The 14,724-nt window shown below is 59.0% G+C and carries 13 protein-coding genes; 10 read left to right on the forward strand and 3 right to left on the reverse strand.

Annotated features, from left to right (window positions below):
• Window positions 1-222: 222 nt before the first annotated feature.
• The 9 genes from LGT41_RS11955 (at window position 223) to LGT41_RS11995 (ending at window position 10,954) form a co-directional block, all read left to right on the forward strand.
• On the forward strand, window positions 223-1,215 hold the full coding sequence (locus LGT41_RS11955; RefSeq protein ID WP_274127109.1) for a calcium-binding protein: 993 nt from the start codon (window positions 223-225) through the stop codon (window positions 1,213-1,215).
• Window positions 1,216-1,301: 86 nt separating this feature from the next.
• On the forward strand, window positions 1,302-2,756 hold the full coding sequence (guaB, locus tag LGT41_RS11960) for an IMP dehydrogenase (RefSeq protein ID WP_274127110.1): 1,455 nt from the start codon (window positions 1,302-1,304) through the stop codon (window positions 2,754-2,756).
• Window positions 2,756-3,181, forward strand: a complete 426-nt coding sequence (locus tag LGT41_RS11965) for an MAPEG family protein (protein WP_274127111.1) — start codon at window positions 2,756-2,758, stop codon at window positions 3,179-3,181. Before guaB ends, LGT41_RS11965 begins: the two co-directional genes overlap by 1 nt.
• Entirely contained in the window at window positions 3,178-4,356 is a 1,179-nt protein-coding gene (locus LGT41_RS11970) for an RsmB/NOP family class I SAM-dependent RNA methyltransferase (RefSeq protein WP_274129723.1), read from the forward strand. Before LGT41_RS11965 ends, LGT41_RS11970 begins: the two co-directional genes overlap by 4 nt.
• Window positions 4,357-4,462: 106 nt before the next feature.
• The gene (locus tag LGT41_RS11975) at window positions 4,463-6,364 is read left to right on the forward strand and encodes a hybrid sensor histidine kinase/response regulator (protein ID WP_274127112.1); all 1,902 of its coding nucleotides are present in this window, start codon (window positions 4,463-4,465) and stop codon (window positions 6,362-6,364) included.
• A gap of 158 nt (window positions 6,365-6,522) precedes the next feature.
• Window positions 6,523-7,599, forward strand: coding sequence for a recombinase RecA (recA, locus tag LGT41_RS11980; RefSeq protein ID WP_420720186.1), 1,077 nt, complete (start codon window positions 6,523-6,525; stop codon window positions 7,597-7,599).
• Between the two features lie 127 nt (window positions 7,600-7,726).
• Window positions 7,727-10,384 carry an alanine--tRNA ligase gene (gene alaS / locus LGT41_RS11985; RefSeq protein ID WP_274127113.1) on the forward strand — a complete coding sequence of 886 codons (2,658 nt, stop codon included), beginning with the start codon at window positions 7,727-7,729 and terminating at the stop codon, window positions 10,382-10,384.
• Window positions 10,381-10,668, forward strand: coding sequence for a DUF1330 domain-containing protein (locus tag LGT41_RS11990; RefSeq protein WP_274127114.1), 288 nt, complete (start codon window positions 10,381-10,383; stop codon window positions 10,666-10,668). The genes alaS and LGT41_RS11990 overlap by 4 nt, the downstream gene beginning before the upstream one ends.
• Before the next feature lies 1 nt (window position 10,669).
• Window positions 10,670-10,954, forward strand: coding sequence for a DUF1330 domain-containing protein (locus LGT41_RS11995; RefSeq protein WP_274127115.1), 285 nt, complete (start codon window positions 10,670-10,672; stop codon window positions 10,952-10,954).
• Between the two features lie 130 nt (window positions 10,955-11,084).
• Here LGT41_RS11995 and LGT41_RS12000 read toward each other — a convergent pair whose 3' ends face one another.
• From LGT41_RS12000 to LGT41_RS12010, 3 genes are all read right to left on the reverse strand, one after another.
• Window positions 11,085-12,062 carry a hypothetical protein gene (locus tag LGT41_RS12000; RefSeq protein WP_274127116.1) on the reverse strand — a complete coding sequence of 326 codons (978 nt, stop codon included), beginning with the start codon at window positions 12,060-12,062 and terminating at the stop codon, window positions 11,085-11,087.
• Window positions 12,063-12,215: 153 nt separating this feature from the next.
• Window positions 12,216-13,430 carry an NADP-dependent isocitrate dehydrogenase gene (locus tag LGT41_RS12005; protein ID WP_274127117.1) on the reverse strand — a complete coding sequence of 405 codons (1,215 nt, stop codon included), beginning with the start codon at window positions 13,428-13,430 and terminating at the stop codon, window positions 12,216-12,218.
• An 88-nt stretch (window positions 13,431-13,518) separates the two neighbouring features.
• On the reverse strand, window positions 13,519-13,860 hold the full coding sequence (locus tag LGT41_RS12010; protein WP_274127118.1) for a TfoX/Sxy family protein: 342 nt from the start codon (window positions 13,858-13,860) through the stop codon (window positions 13,519-13,521).
• 67 nt (window positions 13,861-13,927) lie between these two features.
• Between LGT41_RS12010 and LGT41_RS12015 the strand changes: the two genes are divergently transcribed.
• Window positions 13,928-14,713 carry an RNA methyltransferase gene (locus LGT41_RS12015; RefSeq protein ID WP_274127119.1) on the forward strand — a complete coding sequence of 262 codons (786 nt, stop codon included), beginning with the start codon at window positions 13,928-13,930 and terminating at the stop codon, window positions 14,711-14,713.
• Window positions 14,714-14,724: the final 11 nt, after the last annotated feature.

Raw genomic sequence — 14,724 nt, forward strand, 5'->3', positions numbered from 1 at the left:
TATATTGGCTCAAACGCGATTACCTACTCGGTTGTAAATATCGAGCCGGGTTGGGATTACAAAAATCCTGAAATAGGTGACTACGACAGCTATTTGCTTCAAACATTCATGCATGAGATTATGCATTCGCTTGGTTTTGGACATGCCGGGCCATATATTGGAGATGATACTACATTTCCAGACAATGCGACCTTTGCAAATGACAATTGGAATGCGACCGTGATGTCCTATTTCAGTCAGTTCGAAAATACTTATGGAAACTATACACCCGCAACTGCCCTGACACTTATGGCGGCAGATGTTATTGCGTTGCGCAATGTTTATGGCACGACCGGCCAAACCCGCACAGGCGATACGCGCTATGGCTATATGTCCGATGCAGACGGTCCTGTCGGCGATTGGCTTGAATTTGGAAACCCCACAGTCATGGTCGTCATCGACGATGGTGGCGAGGATGTGTTCGACTTTTCGCAATATGACGGCGAGCAGACAATCGACCTGCGCGAAGAAGCGTTTTCCAATGTTCTGGGCGAGATTGGCACGGTTGGCATTTCGCGCGGCTCGGTCATTGAAAACGCCATCGGCGGTTCGGGTGTCGACCATATTTACGGCAATGATGTCGGCAACGCGCTCAAGGGCAAGAATGGCAACGACGAGCTGTTCGGCTTTGGCGGCGCTGACAGGCTGAACGGCGGCAAGGGCACAGACTTTATTTATGGTGGTGGCGGTAAGGACACCATCAAAGGCGGCGGCGCCAATGACGAGATTTATGGCGATGGCGGTGATGATACAATCTTCGGCGGCTCTGGCCGTGATACGATCATCGGCGGCAATGGCAATGACATCATCTATGGCAATGGCGGCGGCGATGCGCTGAAAGGCGGCGGCGGCAATGATATTCTGATCGGTGGCAAGGGCAATGACCGGCTGATCGGCGGCACGGGCAATGACCTGCTTGATGGCGGTATCGGCAATGACATTCTGCGCGGCGGTGACGGCGATGACCAGTTTGTGTTCAATGCCGCAGATGCCGGCACCGATACGCTGCGCGATTATGGCTTTGGCAATGATCAGATCATCATTGAAGGCGCAGGCGCGGTTGACAGTTTCACCAATGACGGCACCGATATTTTCATCATGGTTGGGGTGCAGACCATCATCGTTGAAGGCGGCGTCGCGGCAGGGCTGACCCTGGGCGATCTCAACTTCGCATAAGCGAAAATTGCGCGCGGGGGGTTTTCTTTTCCGCGCGCCCATGAAATAGGAAAGCGCCAACACCGAACTCTTTACAGGGGGTCCAGATGGACATTCGTGAGGCGCTGACCTTTGATGATGTTTTGTTGGTTCCGGGGGCGTCGAGCGTGATGCCCAGCACCGCCGATACACGCACGCGGGTCACAAAATCCATCGCTCTGAACATTCCCCTGCTGTCATCGGCTATGGATACCGTTACCGAAAGCCGCATGGCCATTGCAATGGCACAGGCCGGCGGCATGGGGGTGATCCACCGCAACCTTGATATTGCCGAACAGGCCGATCAGGTGCGCAAGGTGAAGCGGTTTGAAAGCGGCGTGGTTGATAACCCGATTACGTTGCGCCCCGACCAGACCCTTGCCGATGCCAAGGCCTTGCAGGCGAAATATGCGATTTCAGGCTTTCCGGTGGTCGATGCGCAGGGCCGCGTGCTAGGCATTGTCACCAACCGCGACATGCGCTTCGCCGAGGATGATGCCACCCCCGTTCATGCCATGATGACCGCCGATAACCTTGCCATTCTGCGCGAACCCGCCGATTTGGCGCAGGCCAAAAGCCTGATGCATTCGCGCCGGATTGAAAAGCTGCTGGTTGTGGATGGCGATAACCAGCTGACCGGGCTGCTGACCATTCGTGACATCGAACAGGCCGTGCTGAACCCCCATGCCTGCAAGGACGAGCGTGGCCAGTTGCGTGTGGCCGCCGCCAGCACGGTGGGCGATGCCGGGTTTGAACGCTCGGCCGCCTTGGTTGATGCCGGGGTGGATCTGATCGTGATTGACACCGCGCATGGCCATTCCGAGGCTGTTTACAAAGCGGTGGAACGGCTGCGCGCCCATTCCAATGCCGTGCAGATTGTTGCCGGCAATGTGGCCACGGGCGAGGCGACACGCACATTGCTGGCCGCGGGGGCCGATGGCGTCAAGGTCGGCATCGGGCCGGGCTCAATCTGCACAACGCGCATTGTGGCGGGTGTTGGTGTGCCGCAGCTTACCGCGATCATGGATTGCGCCGAAGCGGCGGCGGCAACAGATTCCCCTATCATCGCCGATGGCGGCATCAAGTTTTCGGGCGATTTCGCCAAGGCGATTGCCGCTGGCGCAAGCTGCGCGATGATCGGCTCGATGCTGGCCGGAACAGATGAAGCGCCCGGCGAGGTCATTCTGTATCAGGGGCGCAGCTTCAAGGCCTATCGCGGCATGGGCTCGCTTGCGGCAATGGCGCGCGGCTCGGCGGACCGGTATTTCCAGAAGGAAGTGGCGAGTGACAAGCTGGTGCCCGAGGGCATTGAAGGGCAGGTGCCCTACAAGGGTGCGGCCGGCGCGGTGGTTCACCAGCTTGTGGGCGGTTTGCGCGCCGCAATGGGTTATACCGGTGCTGCGACAATTGACTCCATGCGCCGGAATTGTAGCTTTGTAAAAATCACCGGGGCCGGGCTGAAGGAAAGCCATGTGCATGATGTGCAGATCACCCGCGAAAGCCCGAATTACAGGATAGGTTGATGCCGCTTCATCTGACGATAGCCGTGATCGCCGTGTTCGTGCAGGTCGCGCTGACACTTTGGGCGATTTACCGCATGGGCGTGATGCGCCTTGCCGATTTGCGCGCCTTCCGCCCCGATATGGCGGAACTGGCCGTGGGGCGGCACCGCTATTCCGATGCGGTGGCGAAGATGGAGCGGAACGCCCATAACCAGTTTGAAACCCCGCAACTGTTTTATGTCGGCGTTGCGCTTGCTGCTGCGCTGAATGCCAGCACATGGGGTCTGGCGGTGTTTGCCGTGGCCTATGCCGGGCTGCGGCTTGTGCATCGCTATATCCATGTGGGCGGCAACCGGCTGGGGCAGCGGTTCAAGATCTATGTATTCAGCCTGCTGGCACTGGTCGGGCTGTGGGTATCATTGGCCATTGGCCTGGTTATGTCGTGACGCCGGGCGCGCGCATTGCCGCTGCGATTGCGCTGTTTGACGCGATCGAGGCGGGCGAGCCTGCCGAGCGCGCGCTCACGCGCTGGGCGCGTTCCAGCCGCTTTGCAGGCTCAAAAGACCGCGCGGCCATTCGTGATCTGGTGTTTGACGCGCTGCGCCAGAAGCGCAGCCTGGCCCATGCCGGCGGGGCCGCTGGCGGGCGCATGGTGTTTGCCGCGCATCAGCACGCAGCGGGCGAGAATGTGCAGGCGCTGTTCAGCGGCGATGGCTATGCGCCCGAACCGCTTGGCCCCGATGAGCTTGCGGCCCTGGCCAGCACAACACCCGCGCCCGACCCCGTGGCGCTCGACTATCCCGATTTTCTGGATGCCGAGCTTCGCCGCTCGCTTGGCGACGATTTTGCGCCGGTTCTGGCGGCAATGCAGCACCGCGCGCCTGTCGATTTGCGGGTGAACCGGCTGAAAACCGGGCTGGCCGAGGCGCAGAACCTGCTGGCGCGCGAGCTTATTTTTGCCGAACCCGTGCCGGGCCTGCCCGATGCCTTGCGCGTGGTCGACAATGCCCGCGCGGTTGGCAATTCGCGCGCCTATACCTATGGCATGGTCGAATTGCAGGATGTTTCAAGCCAGATGGTTGCCCGGCTGGCCGCGCCGAAAGCGGGTGAAACCGTGCTGGATTACTGCGCAGGCGGTGGTGGCAAAACCCTTGCGCTGGCAGCCCTTATGGGCAACCAGGGCCGCCTGATTGCCCATGATGTGAACCCCGGCCGCATGAAAGACCTGCCCGACCGTGCCCGCCGCGCGGGCGCCGAGGTTGAGATCTGGACCACCGCGCAGCTTGCCAAGGCCCCGCCCTGCACCCTTGTTCTGGCCGATGCGCCCTGTTCGGGCACCGGCGCATGGCGGCGCAACCCCGATGCGAAATGGCGGATGACACCGGCAAGCCTTGCGCGGCTCAACACAATACAGGATGAGGTGCTGCAAACCGCCAGCGGCTATGTCGCACCGGGCGGGCGGCTTGTCTATGCAACCTGCTCGTTGCTGGCCTGTGAAAACCAGGATCGGGTCGACGCGTTTCTGGCCGCCAACCCCGATTGGCAGCAGAACGACGCGCTGACCCTGACACCGCTGACAGCCGGTGACGGGTTTTTCGTGGCGGTCCTGGCGCGTCGCTGACAAGCGTTCACCCCATGTGCCAGCAATCTACTGAATTGCTTTGATCAATCAAAGGTTGTAGCAATTATGCCTAACGGCAATTCACGAGTGTATTCAGGGTGAGCTTGTGGCGGTAACGAGTCTGAACTTAAAGCAAGCATGGCAGCATCTGCGCCTTGGCCTGCAATCTGCCTCTGGCTTTGCTGTTTTGCTGCTCATTTTGCTCACAATCGCGCTTTGGCCCGAATTGCGACTGGTATTTGGCGATGTTCTTGCACTGCTCCTGCCGCTGCTGGCAGTCGCATTTGTGCTTGGCGTTGCTGCGGTTCAGGCGCGCCGCCGCGAAAAACGCGCCACCCGTTTGCCGCCGCTTGTGCTAAGCGATTCGGATGGCAACACCCTTTGGTCGAGCCCCGGCACAGGCAGTACGGCGCGCAAGATTGCTCCCGATAATGGCCTTGGCCTAGCACCCCTGCTGCTGGCCGATGGCACGTTGCTCTGGCACCACGCGCCGCCTGCTCCGGCGGTTGCCAAAAATTCAATCCTTGATCTGATCGAACTGCTTCCCGTCGCCATTCTCAGCCTCGATAACGAGGGCAGGATCATCAGCGCAAACAGTGCGGCGCGCATATTGTTGGGCGCCGATGATCTGCGCGGCGTATTGCTGGAAGATCAGGCCGAAGGTTTGGGCCGCTCGATGCGCGAGCGCATTGCCGAGGCCGTGGCGGGTGAAATTTCGCGGCGTTCGGAAATTGCCCGGTGCCAGCGCGACGGGCAGGAAATGTATGTGCAGATTTCGCTGATGCACGAGGCAGGCGCCGGTGGCAACCTGATCGCCGTGCTAAGCGACAAGACCGAGCTTAAAACGCTTGAAGCACAGTTTGTGCAAAGCCAGAAAATGCAGGCCGTGGGGCAGTTGGCGGGCGGTGTTGCGCATGATTTCAACAATCTGCTGACCGCGATCAGCGGCCATGTCGACCTGCTTTTGCTGCGCCATGAAAGCGGAGACCCCGATTATGGCGACCTGATCCAGATCAGGCAGAATGCGATGCGCGCGGCAGGGCTTGTCAAGCAGCTCTTGGCGTTTTCGCGCAAGCAGACCTTGCAGCCCAAAGTGCTGAACATGATGGACACCTTGTCGGAGCTTGCGCATCTGCTCAACCGGCTTCTGGGCGAGAAGGTAACGCTCGACATAGAATATGGCGACGCGCTTTGGCCCGTGCGCGTGGATGAGCGCCAGATGGAACAGGTGATCATGAACCTTGTGGTCAATGCGCGCGACGCCATGCCAAGCGGCGGGCAGGTCAGCATATCTTCGCAAAATGAAACGCTCGCCCAACCGCTGCGCCGCAACCGCGCGATTGTGCCGGCCGGGCGCTATGTTGTGCTGCGCGTCACCGATACCGGCTGCGGAATTGACCCTGACAAGCTGGACAAGATCTTCGAGCCGTTCTTTACAACCAAGCGCATTGGCGAGGGCACGGGGCTTGGCCTTTCAACGGCCTATGGCATCATCAAACAAACCGGCGGCTATATCTTTACCGACAGCACGCCCGGCAAGGGCACGAGTTTTACGATTTATCTGCCCGCGCACAGCTTCGCGCTTTCTGCCGCGCCCATGAAAGCCAGCGAACCGGCCCAGGCCAGGCCCGAAGTGATAAAGGGGCGTATATTGCTGGTCGAGGATGAGGCTGCCGTGCGTGCCTTTGCGGCACGCGCATTGCGCCTGCGTGGTTTTGATGTTGACGAGGCTGAAAGCGGCGAGGCGGCGCTGGCCATGCTCGACAGCCCCGGTGCCGAATACCAGCTCTTTATTTCCGATGTCATCATGCCGGGGCTGGACGGCCCCGGATGGGTGCGTTTGGCAAAACCCCGCTTTCCCAACACGCAAGTGGTGTTCATGTCGGGCTATGCCGAAGATGCCTTCAACGATGGCCAGCCAAGCGTGGATGGCGCCGCGTTTCTGGCCAAACCGTTTTCGCTGAAAGACCTGACATCGCTGGCCAGCGAAAAACTGGCGCAAGCCTGAGCGCGGCTGTTTACGATTCCTCAACGAATATGCGGAACTGTGAGTTAGCTAAAAATTATATTGCATTGTTCTTGCTTTGATCTCATGTTAGCAGGAACATAATACGAACAAACCCTCCGATTGCCCGTTCGGGCGAGATATGGAATAAGAGGTAAATCATGGCGCAATCCGTGCTGGATCTTGGCGAAAGGCGACAAATGGACAAGGAAAAGGCGCTCGAATCCGCGCTCTCACAGATTGAGCGGAGCTTCGGCAAAGGCTCTATCATGCGACTGGGCGCAAACAGCCCTGTTATGGATATTGCAGCAATTTCAACAGGTTCCATTGGTCTGGATATTGCGCTTGGCATTGGTGGCCTGCCGCGCGGCCGGATTATTGAAATTTATGGCCCGGAAAGTTCGGGCAAGACCACGCTTGCGCTGCATGTGCTGGCTGAAGAGCAGAAAAACGGCGGCATCTGCGCCTTTGTCGATGCGGAACACGCGCTCGACCCGCAATATGCCAAGAAACTGGGCGTCAACCTCGATGAATTGCTGATCAGCCAGCCCGATGCGGGTGAGCAGGCGCTGGAAATTACCGAAACGCTGGTGCGTTCGGGTGCGGTTTCGGTCGTGGTTGTCGATTCGGTGGCCGCGCTTACCCCGAAATCCGAGCTTGAGGGCGATATGGGCGACCATCAGGTCGGCGCACAGGCCCGGTTGATGAGCCAGGCCATGCGCAAGCTGACCGCCGCAATCAGCCGCTCCAAATGCATGGTCATTTTCATCAACCAGATTCGCATGAAAATCGGCGTGATGTTTGGCAGCCCCGAAACGACGTCGGGTGGCAATGCGCTGAAATTCTATGCCTCGGTGCGCTTGGATATTCGCCGCATCGGCTCGCTGAAAGACCGTGACGAGGTTGTGGGCAATGCCACGCGCGTGAAGGTCGTTAAAAACAAGGTCGCGCCCCCGTTCAAGCAGGTGGAATTTGACATCATGTATGGCGAGGGCATTTCCAAACGCGGTGAACTGATCGACCTTGGCATCAAGGCCGGGCTGGTTGAAAAGTCGGGCTCGTGGTTTTCCTATGGCGATGTGCGCATCGGGCAGGGGCGCGAGAATGCCAAGACCTTCCTGAAGGAAAATGTCGAAATTGCCACCGAGCTGGAAGACAAGATCCGTGCCGCCAACGGGTTGGATTTTGAAATGCTGGCCGGCCCCGATGACACTGATGATGTGATCGTCGACGATTGAGCGCCGGAATCCATGCCAAAAGGCCATCCATGCGGTGGCCTTTTCGCGTTTAGTGCGGGCCAGCCCATAGACAGTGCCGCGCGCAAAAGCTATTTCCACTATAAATAACCGATTTGGTGGAAGAAACATGGTCACGCTCAACGACATCCGCAGCAAGTTTACCGAGTATTTCGAGAGCAACGGGCACAGCCATGTTGCAAGCTCGCCGCTCGTGCCGCGCAACGACCCGACGCTGATGTTCACCAATGCCGGCATGGTGCAGTTCAAGAATGTCTTTACCGGGCTAGAGACGCGCGACTATTCGCGCGCCGTGACCAGCCAGAAATGTGTGCGCGCGGGCGGCAAGCATAACGATCTTGATAATGTCGGCTATACCGCGCGCCACCATACGTTCTTTGAAATGCTCGGCAATTTCAGCTTTGGCGACTATTTCAAGGATGAGGCGATTCCGCTGGCCTGGAACCTGCTGACCAGGGAATACGGCATCGACAAAGACAGGCTTCTGGTCACGGTCTATCATACCGATGACGAGGCGGCCGCCCTGTGGAAAAAGGTTGCTGGCCTGCCCGAAGAGCGGATCATCCGCATCGCCACGAATGACAATTTCTGGATGATGGGCGCAACCGGCCCCTGCGGGCCGTGTTCCGAGATTTTCTATGATCACGGCGATACGATCCCCGGCGGCCCGCCGGGCAGCCCGGATGAGGATGGCGACCGTTTCATCGAAATCTGGAACCTTGTGTTCATGCAGTTTGAGCAACATGCCGATGAAAGCCGCACGGCCTTGCCGCGCCCGTCGATTGACACGGGCATGGGGCTGGAACGCTTTGGCGCGCTTTTGCAGGGCAAGCACGACAATTACGACACCGACCTGATGCGCAGTCTGATCGAGGCATCGGCCAATGCCACCAATTCCGACCCTGACGGGGCGGGCAATATCCACCATCGGGTGATCGCCGATCACTTGCGCTCCACCTCGTTTCTCATTGCCGATGGCGTTCTGCCCAGCAACGAGGGCCGCGGCTATGTGTTGCGCCGCATCATGCGCCGCGCCATGCGCCATGCGCATTTGCTGGGCGCAAAAGACCCGGTCATGCACCGATTGGTTGGCGCGCTTGTCGCGCAGATGGGGCAGGCCTTTCCTGAACTCGGGCGCGCCCGTGCGATGATCGAGGAAACGCTGAAGCTCGAAGAAACCCGCTTCAAAACCACGCTCGACCGCGGTTTGCGCCTGCTGGATGCCGAGCTTGAAGGCATGGCTGAAGGCGCGCCGCTGGCTGGTGAAACCGCCTTCAAACTTTACGACACCTACGGCTTTCCGCTTGACCTTACGCAAGATGCGCTGCGCGAAAAGGGCCGCAGTGTCGATACCGGCGGCTTTGATGCGGCTATGGCCAACCAAAAGGCAATGGCGCGGGCCGCCTGGGCGGGCTCGGGCGAGGCGGCGGATGAAAACATCTGGTTCGATATTGCCGAAAATCACGGCCATACCGAGTTTCTGGGCTATGACACCGAAGATGCCGAAGGCGCGGTTTTGGCAATTGTATGCGATGGCAACGCAACGGCCGCAGCCCAAATGGGTGACAAGGTGCAGATCGTGGTCAACCAAACCCCGTTTTACGCTGAAAGCGGCGGGCAGGTGGGCGATGCGGGCCTGCTGCGCACCGATACGGGCGCGGTGCAAGTGTCTGATGTGCGCAAAAAGGCTGGCGTTTTTGTGCATATCGGCGAGGTGATCGAAGGCACCATCAAAACCGGCGATGCAGCCCGCCTGCATGTTGATCACGCACGCCGCACGGCCATTCGCGCCAACCATTCCGCCACGCATTTGCTGCATGAGGCGCTGCGCAGCGTTTTGGGTGAGCATGTGGCGCAGCGCGGCTCGCTCAACGATGATGCGCGGCTGCGGTTTGACTTTTCCCACGCCAGGGCAATGGATGCCGATGAGCTGGCGCGTGTAGAGGTTGAGGTGAACGAATATATCCGCCAGAACAGCCCGGTTGAAACCCGTGTGATGACCCCGGATGAGGCCGAGGCCCTGGGCGCGCGCGCCCTGTTTGGCGAGAAATATGGCGACGAGGTGCGCGTTGTGTCGATGGGCAAGAAGCCGGGTTCCGGCCTTGGCGCGGGCCGCGACACCTATTCGCTGGAGCTTTGCGGCGGCACCCATGTCACGCGCACGGGCGATATTGGCGCCTTCAAGCTGCTTGGTGAAAGCGCCACGGCCGCCGGTGTGCGCCGCATCGAGGCGCTGACGGGTGCTGGCGCCACCACGCATATTGCCTGCCAGATTGCAGCGCTTGGCGCGGCCTCTGAGCAGATCAAGGCCAAGCCCGAGGATCTGGCCGCGCGTATTACCGCGCTTTTGGCTGAACGCAAGGCATTGCAGGCTGAGCTTGCCGAAACCCGCCGCAAACTGGCGCTTGGCGGGGCGGGCGGGGCTGCGCCTGTGGCCGAGGTCAACGGCATCCGCCTGTTGTCGCAGGTGGTTACAGGCGTTTCGGCCAAGGATTTGCGCGAAATGATGAACGAGCAAAAGGCCAGCCACGGCAGTGGTGTGGTCATCATGGTGGCCGATACCGACGGCAAGGCCGCCGTCGCGGTTTCGGTCAGCCCCGACCTGACGAACCGTGTCAGCGCGGTTGATCTGGTGCGCGCCGCCGCTGCCGAACTTGGCGGGCAGGGGGGCGGTGGCCGCCCGGAAATGGCACAGGCCGGTGGCAATGACCCAAGCCGTGCTGATGCCGCAATCGCAACTGTAACGAAAATGCTGGAGGCATTATGAAACAGGGCTATATCATCGCGCGGATTGATGTGCATGACGCGGAAACCTACGCGAAGTATACCGCGCAATCCCCTATTGTTGCTGCACAATTCGGCGGCGAGTTTATTGTGCGCGGTGGCCAGTGCGAACAGGCCGAAGGCGCGGGCCGCGCGCGCCAGGTCGTCATCCGCTTCCCAAGCTATGCCCGCGCGGTGGAGTTTTACCAAAGCCCCGAATATCAGGCGATTCTGCCGCTGGCGCTTGCCGGGTCCAACCGCGAACTCGTTATCGTTGAAGGAGCCTGAAATGCCCGCTTACTGGATTGCGCATGTCACCGTAACCAACCCCGAAGCCTATGGCCAATATGCCAGCCGCGCGACCGAGGCAATTGCCGCGCATGGGGGCACGTTTCTGGCCCGTTCGGGGCGCTACAAACAATTGGAGGGCAAAGACCGTGCGCGCAATGTTGTCGCGGTGTTTCCAACCTTCGAGGCGGCCATCGCCTGCTATGATTCGGCTGAATACCAGCACGCCATGAGCTTTGCCAAAGGTGCCGCCGAGCGCGATTTGATGGTGGTTGAGGGCGTTTGAACATGTGCCGGTGAAGCCCGTGCCGCGACGTTTTTGCCCCGAAAATGCCCCGGACCTAAACAATCAGTGCGCGGTCGGTCATGCCGCTCCTTGCGCCGTTCTGGTTTATGCGCGCAACGTCAACCAAACATCAAAGCTTTGCCGCCGCGAAGGTTTTGTAGTCGGAGCCATAATTCCTTGCGTAACCATTGACGCCCTTGAGGCCTGAAAAGCTGCTTGCATTCTGGTGGTCGAAGCTTGCGTTTTTCAAACGACGGTCCAGCTCGTCAAGGTCGAGTTGAACCGACAGGAACGCCGATGATTTTTTGCGCAGCTCCTGAATGCAATCATCAACCGGCCCGCCCTTTTGTGCCTTTTGCAGATCTTTCAGCATTCCGGCAAAGGCCGAAACGGCCTTTTCCGCTGCGCCCGTCAAATGTTCCATCGTCGCACCTACATTGCCGTATTCAACATCCAACTTCTTGTCTTTATTGGCCTTGCGCGCTTTTTTCAGCTCGGCTGCGGCGGTTTTTCCGCTTTTTTGAAAGACCTTGCAGTAACCTTCAAGCGAAATGGCCAGTCGCACATAATCTGTAAGCGCATCGATGCTTACATTCGGCTCTTTTGGCAAAGCCATTTCACCATTTTTGAGCTTGTCCATCACATTGTAGCTTTTGGCAAAGGCCATATAGCTGGAAAGCGTCTGCTCGGCATAAGTTTTGATAGCGGCGTAATGCGCAGAAACTTTTTTGAGCGCGTTCAATTCATCCTCGTTATTGATTGCGACGATAAATTGTTTGGCGGCCGAAGCGAGTTTCGAAATCGGTTCCATGTTTGTTTTCAGTTTCTTGCTGAAATCTTCGAAGCCGTTGCTGTCTTTGATATTGTGCGAGTCCTTGAAAATTCTGGCAATCGCGCCTGCCGCTTCTGCGCTGAGCTTGCCCATTGCAAGGGTGCTTTTCAGTGCCGGTGTCAGCGTCTTTGCGTCGATATCCGTGATCCCGGCCTTGGCCAGTTTGGCGTCGATGTCTTTTGAGTCCCCCAGCGCGACCTTGGTGCGCTCAATCAGGTTTCGAACCCCCTTGTCGACATCGCCAAGCTTCGTAAGCCCCGCCGTGATGTTTACCATGCGCGGGTCTTTGGGCGACAATTTTGTGGCCATTTTTCAATTCCAATGGAAAGCAGACTCAGCAATCTGCGGCGCAACCCTAGCACGCTTCGCAGCATTGGAACTGAAAAAGTGCCCCGCTGGTCGCGAGGCACCGTTTCGTTTTTCCCGTTTTCAGCCGGCCAGCGCGGCGTTCAGGTTCTCGTCGATCTTCTCCAGAAAACCTTCGGTGGTCAGCCATTTCTGGTTTGGCCCGACGAGCAGCGCCAGATCCTTGGTCATCCAGCCGCTTTCAACCGTGTCGACGATCACTTTTTCCAGGGTCTGCGCGAAATTCATCAGCGCGGCGTTCTCATCAAGCTTGGCGCGGTGTTTCAGCCCGCCTGTCCAGGCATAGATAGAGGCAATCGAATTGGTCGAGGTTTTTTCGCCCTTCTGGTGCTGGCGATAATGGCGCGTTACCGTGCCATGCGCAGCCTCGGATTCCACGATCTTGCCATCCGGTGTCATCAGCACCGAGGTCATCAGCCCGAGCGAGCCGAAGCCCTGCGCCACGGTGTCGGACTGCACATCGCCATCGTAATTCTTGCAGGCCCAGACAAAGCCGCCATTCCATTTCATCGCACAGGCAACCATATCGTCAATCAGCCGATGCTCATAAGTGATGCCCGCTTTCTTGAACTTGTCTTCAAACTCCTCGTCAAACACCTTCTGGAACAGGTCTTTGAAGCGCCCGTCATAGGCTTTGAGAATGGTGTTCTTGGTTGACAGATACACCGGCCAGCCCATTTGCAGACCATAATTCATGGAGGCGCGGGCAAAGTCGATGATCGAGCTGTCAAGGTTATACATGCCCATGTAAACGCCAGCGGATGCCGCGTCATAGACCTCGCGTTCAATCACCGTGCCATCTTCGCCGACGAATTTCATGCTGAGCTTGCCAGCGCCGGGGAACAGAAAGTCGGTGGCTTTATACTGGTCGCCAAAGGCGTGGCGGCCAATGACAATCGGCTGCGTCCAGCCCGGCACAAGGCGGGGCACGTTCTTGCAGATGATCGGCTGGCGGAACACGACGCCGCCCAGAATGTTGCGGATGGTGCCGTTCGGGCTGCGCCACATCTTTTTCAGGCCGAATTCCTCAACCCGCTGCTCATCGGGCGTGATGGTCGCGCATTTCACACCAACGCCATATTTCCTGATGGCTTCGGCGGCGTCAATGGTGATCTGGTCATCGGTGCGGTCACGCTCTTCCATGCCCAGATCGTAATATTTCAGGTCGATATCCAGATAGGGCAGCACCAGTTTTTGCTTGATGAAATCCCAGATGATGCGGGTCATTTCATCGCCGTCAAGCTCGACGACCGGATTGGCAACTTTGATCTTGGTCATGCTGTGCCTCATGAATTGCAATGTGATTCCGCGCCTTCATAGGGGAAATCGGGATGAAAGGGAAGGGGCGGTATACGTTGGTATACGATTATGGTTTCGGCGTTTTGGGCGGCAGGCTGGCCGCGTGTGAAAGCGCCATGCCCAGCCATTGGCGGCGATATGCGCCGTCCTGCAAACCGGCCTCATCAACCTCGATCATTCCGCCCATTGGCCTGCCGGTAAACCCCAGCGGCCTGGCACCGGGAATGGCGCGCGCCGCGGCCTCGTTCGCTTTGCCGACCCGATACATGCCACCGCCTTTATGCACGCCGCAAACCATGTGGCCGTTGAGCAGAAAACACAGACCGCCGAACATTTTCTTTTCCGAAATGCCAGCATGGCCCGCAAGATCGGCCCGCATGGCCTCGGCCAGGGTTTCGTCATAGGGCATTGCGCTCTCCAATTGCATCCCATCACGCAAAAGCGTATCACGCGGGCCATAAAAAGCGGAGCGGGAAATGGCCGGAACAGACCACACAGCACAGGCCGATTGGGGCGGACCGGGGCCGATTTTCGTGCTTGTGCGCCCGCAGATGGGCGAAAATATTGGCGGTGCGGCGCGCGCCATGTGGAATTTCGGGCTGGACCGGATGCGGCTGGTCGCCCCGCGCGATGGCTGGCCAAACAGCCGCGCCGTGGCTATGGCCAGCGGGGCGGGGCGCGTTCTGGACCATGTGCGCGTGGATGCCGATGTGAACGCCGCAACCGCCGATTTGCACTTTACCTTTGCCACAACCGCGCGCAGCCGCGACCTGACCAAGCCCGTTTTCACCCCCGAAGCGGCAATGGCCGAGGCCGCAAAGCGCATTGCGCGCGGCGAAAATGTCGGCGTGTTGTTCGGCCCCGAACGTGCGGGGCTTGAAAATGCCGACCTTGTCGGCGCCAATGCACTGATTTCCGTGCCCGTCAACCCGGCCTTTGCCTCGCTCAACCTGGCGCAATGCGTGCTGCTTACCGCCTATGAATGGCGGCGCGCGCAGGGGGTTGACCAGCATGTTTCGCTGCAAATGGGGCGTGCCGCGCGGCCCGCGCTGGCAATCGAGCGCCAGAAGCTGAACGAGCATCTGGAGGCCAAGCTCGATGCGGTAAATTTCTTCTGGCCCGAACCCAAGCGCGACAGTCTGGTCGAAAGCCTGCGCGCGCTTCTGGCGCGGTTTGATATGACCGATGCCGATATCCGCATGTTCCACGGCATTATTCGCGCCCTGACCGAAAAGCACGAAACACCCCCCGCGCCAAAATGACCGATGGCCGC

Origin of the sequence: Abyssibius alkaniclasticus (genome assembly GCF_020447305.1) — a bacterium.
GTDB lineage: Bacteria > Pseudomonadota > Alphaproteobacteria > Rhodobacterales > Rhodobacteraceae > Abyssibius > Abyssibius alkaniclasticus.

Excerpts from the sequence above, each read along its gene's own strand:
- LGT41_RS12010 (WP_274127118.1), bottom strand. The coding sequence starts at position 13,860 with ATGCCCTATGACGAAACCCTGGCCGAGGCCATGCGGGCCGATCTTGCG.
- LGT41_RS11995 (WP_274127115.1), top strand. The coding sequence starts at position 10,670 with ATGCCCGCTTACTGGATTGCGCATGTCACCGTAACCAACCCCGAAGCC.
- LGT41_RS12015 (WP_274127119.1), top strand. The coding sequence starts at position 13,928 with ATGGCCGGAACAGACCACACAGCACAGGCCGATTGGGGCGGACCGGGG.
- LGT41_RS11955 (WP_274127109.1), top strand. The coding sequence starts at position 223 with ATGTCCTATTTCAGTCAGTTCGAAAATACTTATGGAAACTATACACCC.
- LGT41_RS11990 (WP_274127114.1), top strand. The coding sequence starts at position 10,381 with ATGAAACAGGGCTATATCATCGCGCGGATTGATGTGCATGACGCGGAA.
- guaB (WP_274127110.1), top strand. The coding sequence starts at position 1,302 with ATGGACATTCGTGAGGCGCTGACCTTTGATGATGTTTTGTTGGTTCCG.
- LGT41_RS11965 (WP_274127111.1), top strand. The coding sequence starts at position 2,756 with ATGCCGCTTCATCTGACGATAGCCGTGATCGCCGTGTTCGTGCAGGTC.
- recA (WP_420720186.1), top strand. The coding sequence starts at position 6,523 with ATGGCGCAATCCGTGCTGGATCTTGGCGAAAGGCGACAAATGGACAAG.
- LGT41_RS12000 (WP_274127116.1), bottom strand. The coding sequence starts at position 12,062 with ATGGTAAACATCACGGCGGGGCTTACGAAGCTTGGCGATGTCGACAAG.
- LGT41_RS12005 (WP_274127117.1), bottom strand. The coding sequence starts at position 13,430 with ATGACCAAGATCAAAGTTGCCAATCCGGTCGTCGAGCTTGACGGCGAT.
- alaS (WP_274127113.1), top strand. The coding sequence starts at position 7,727 with ATGGTCACGCTCAACGACATCCGCAGCAAGTTTACCGAGTATTTCGAG.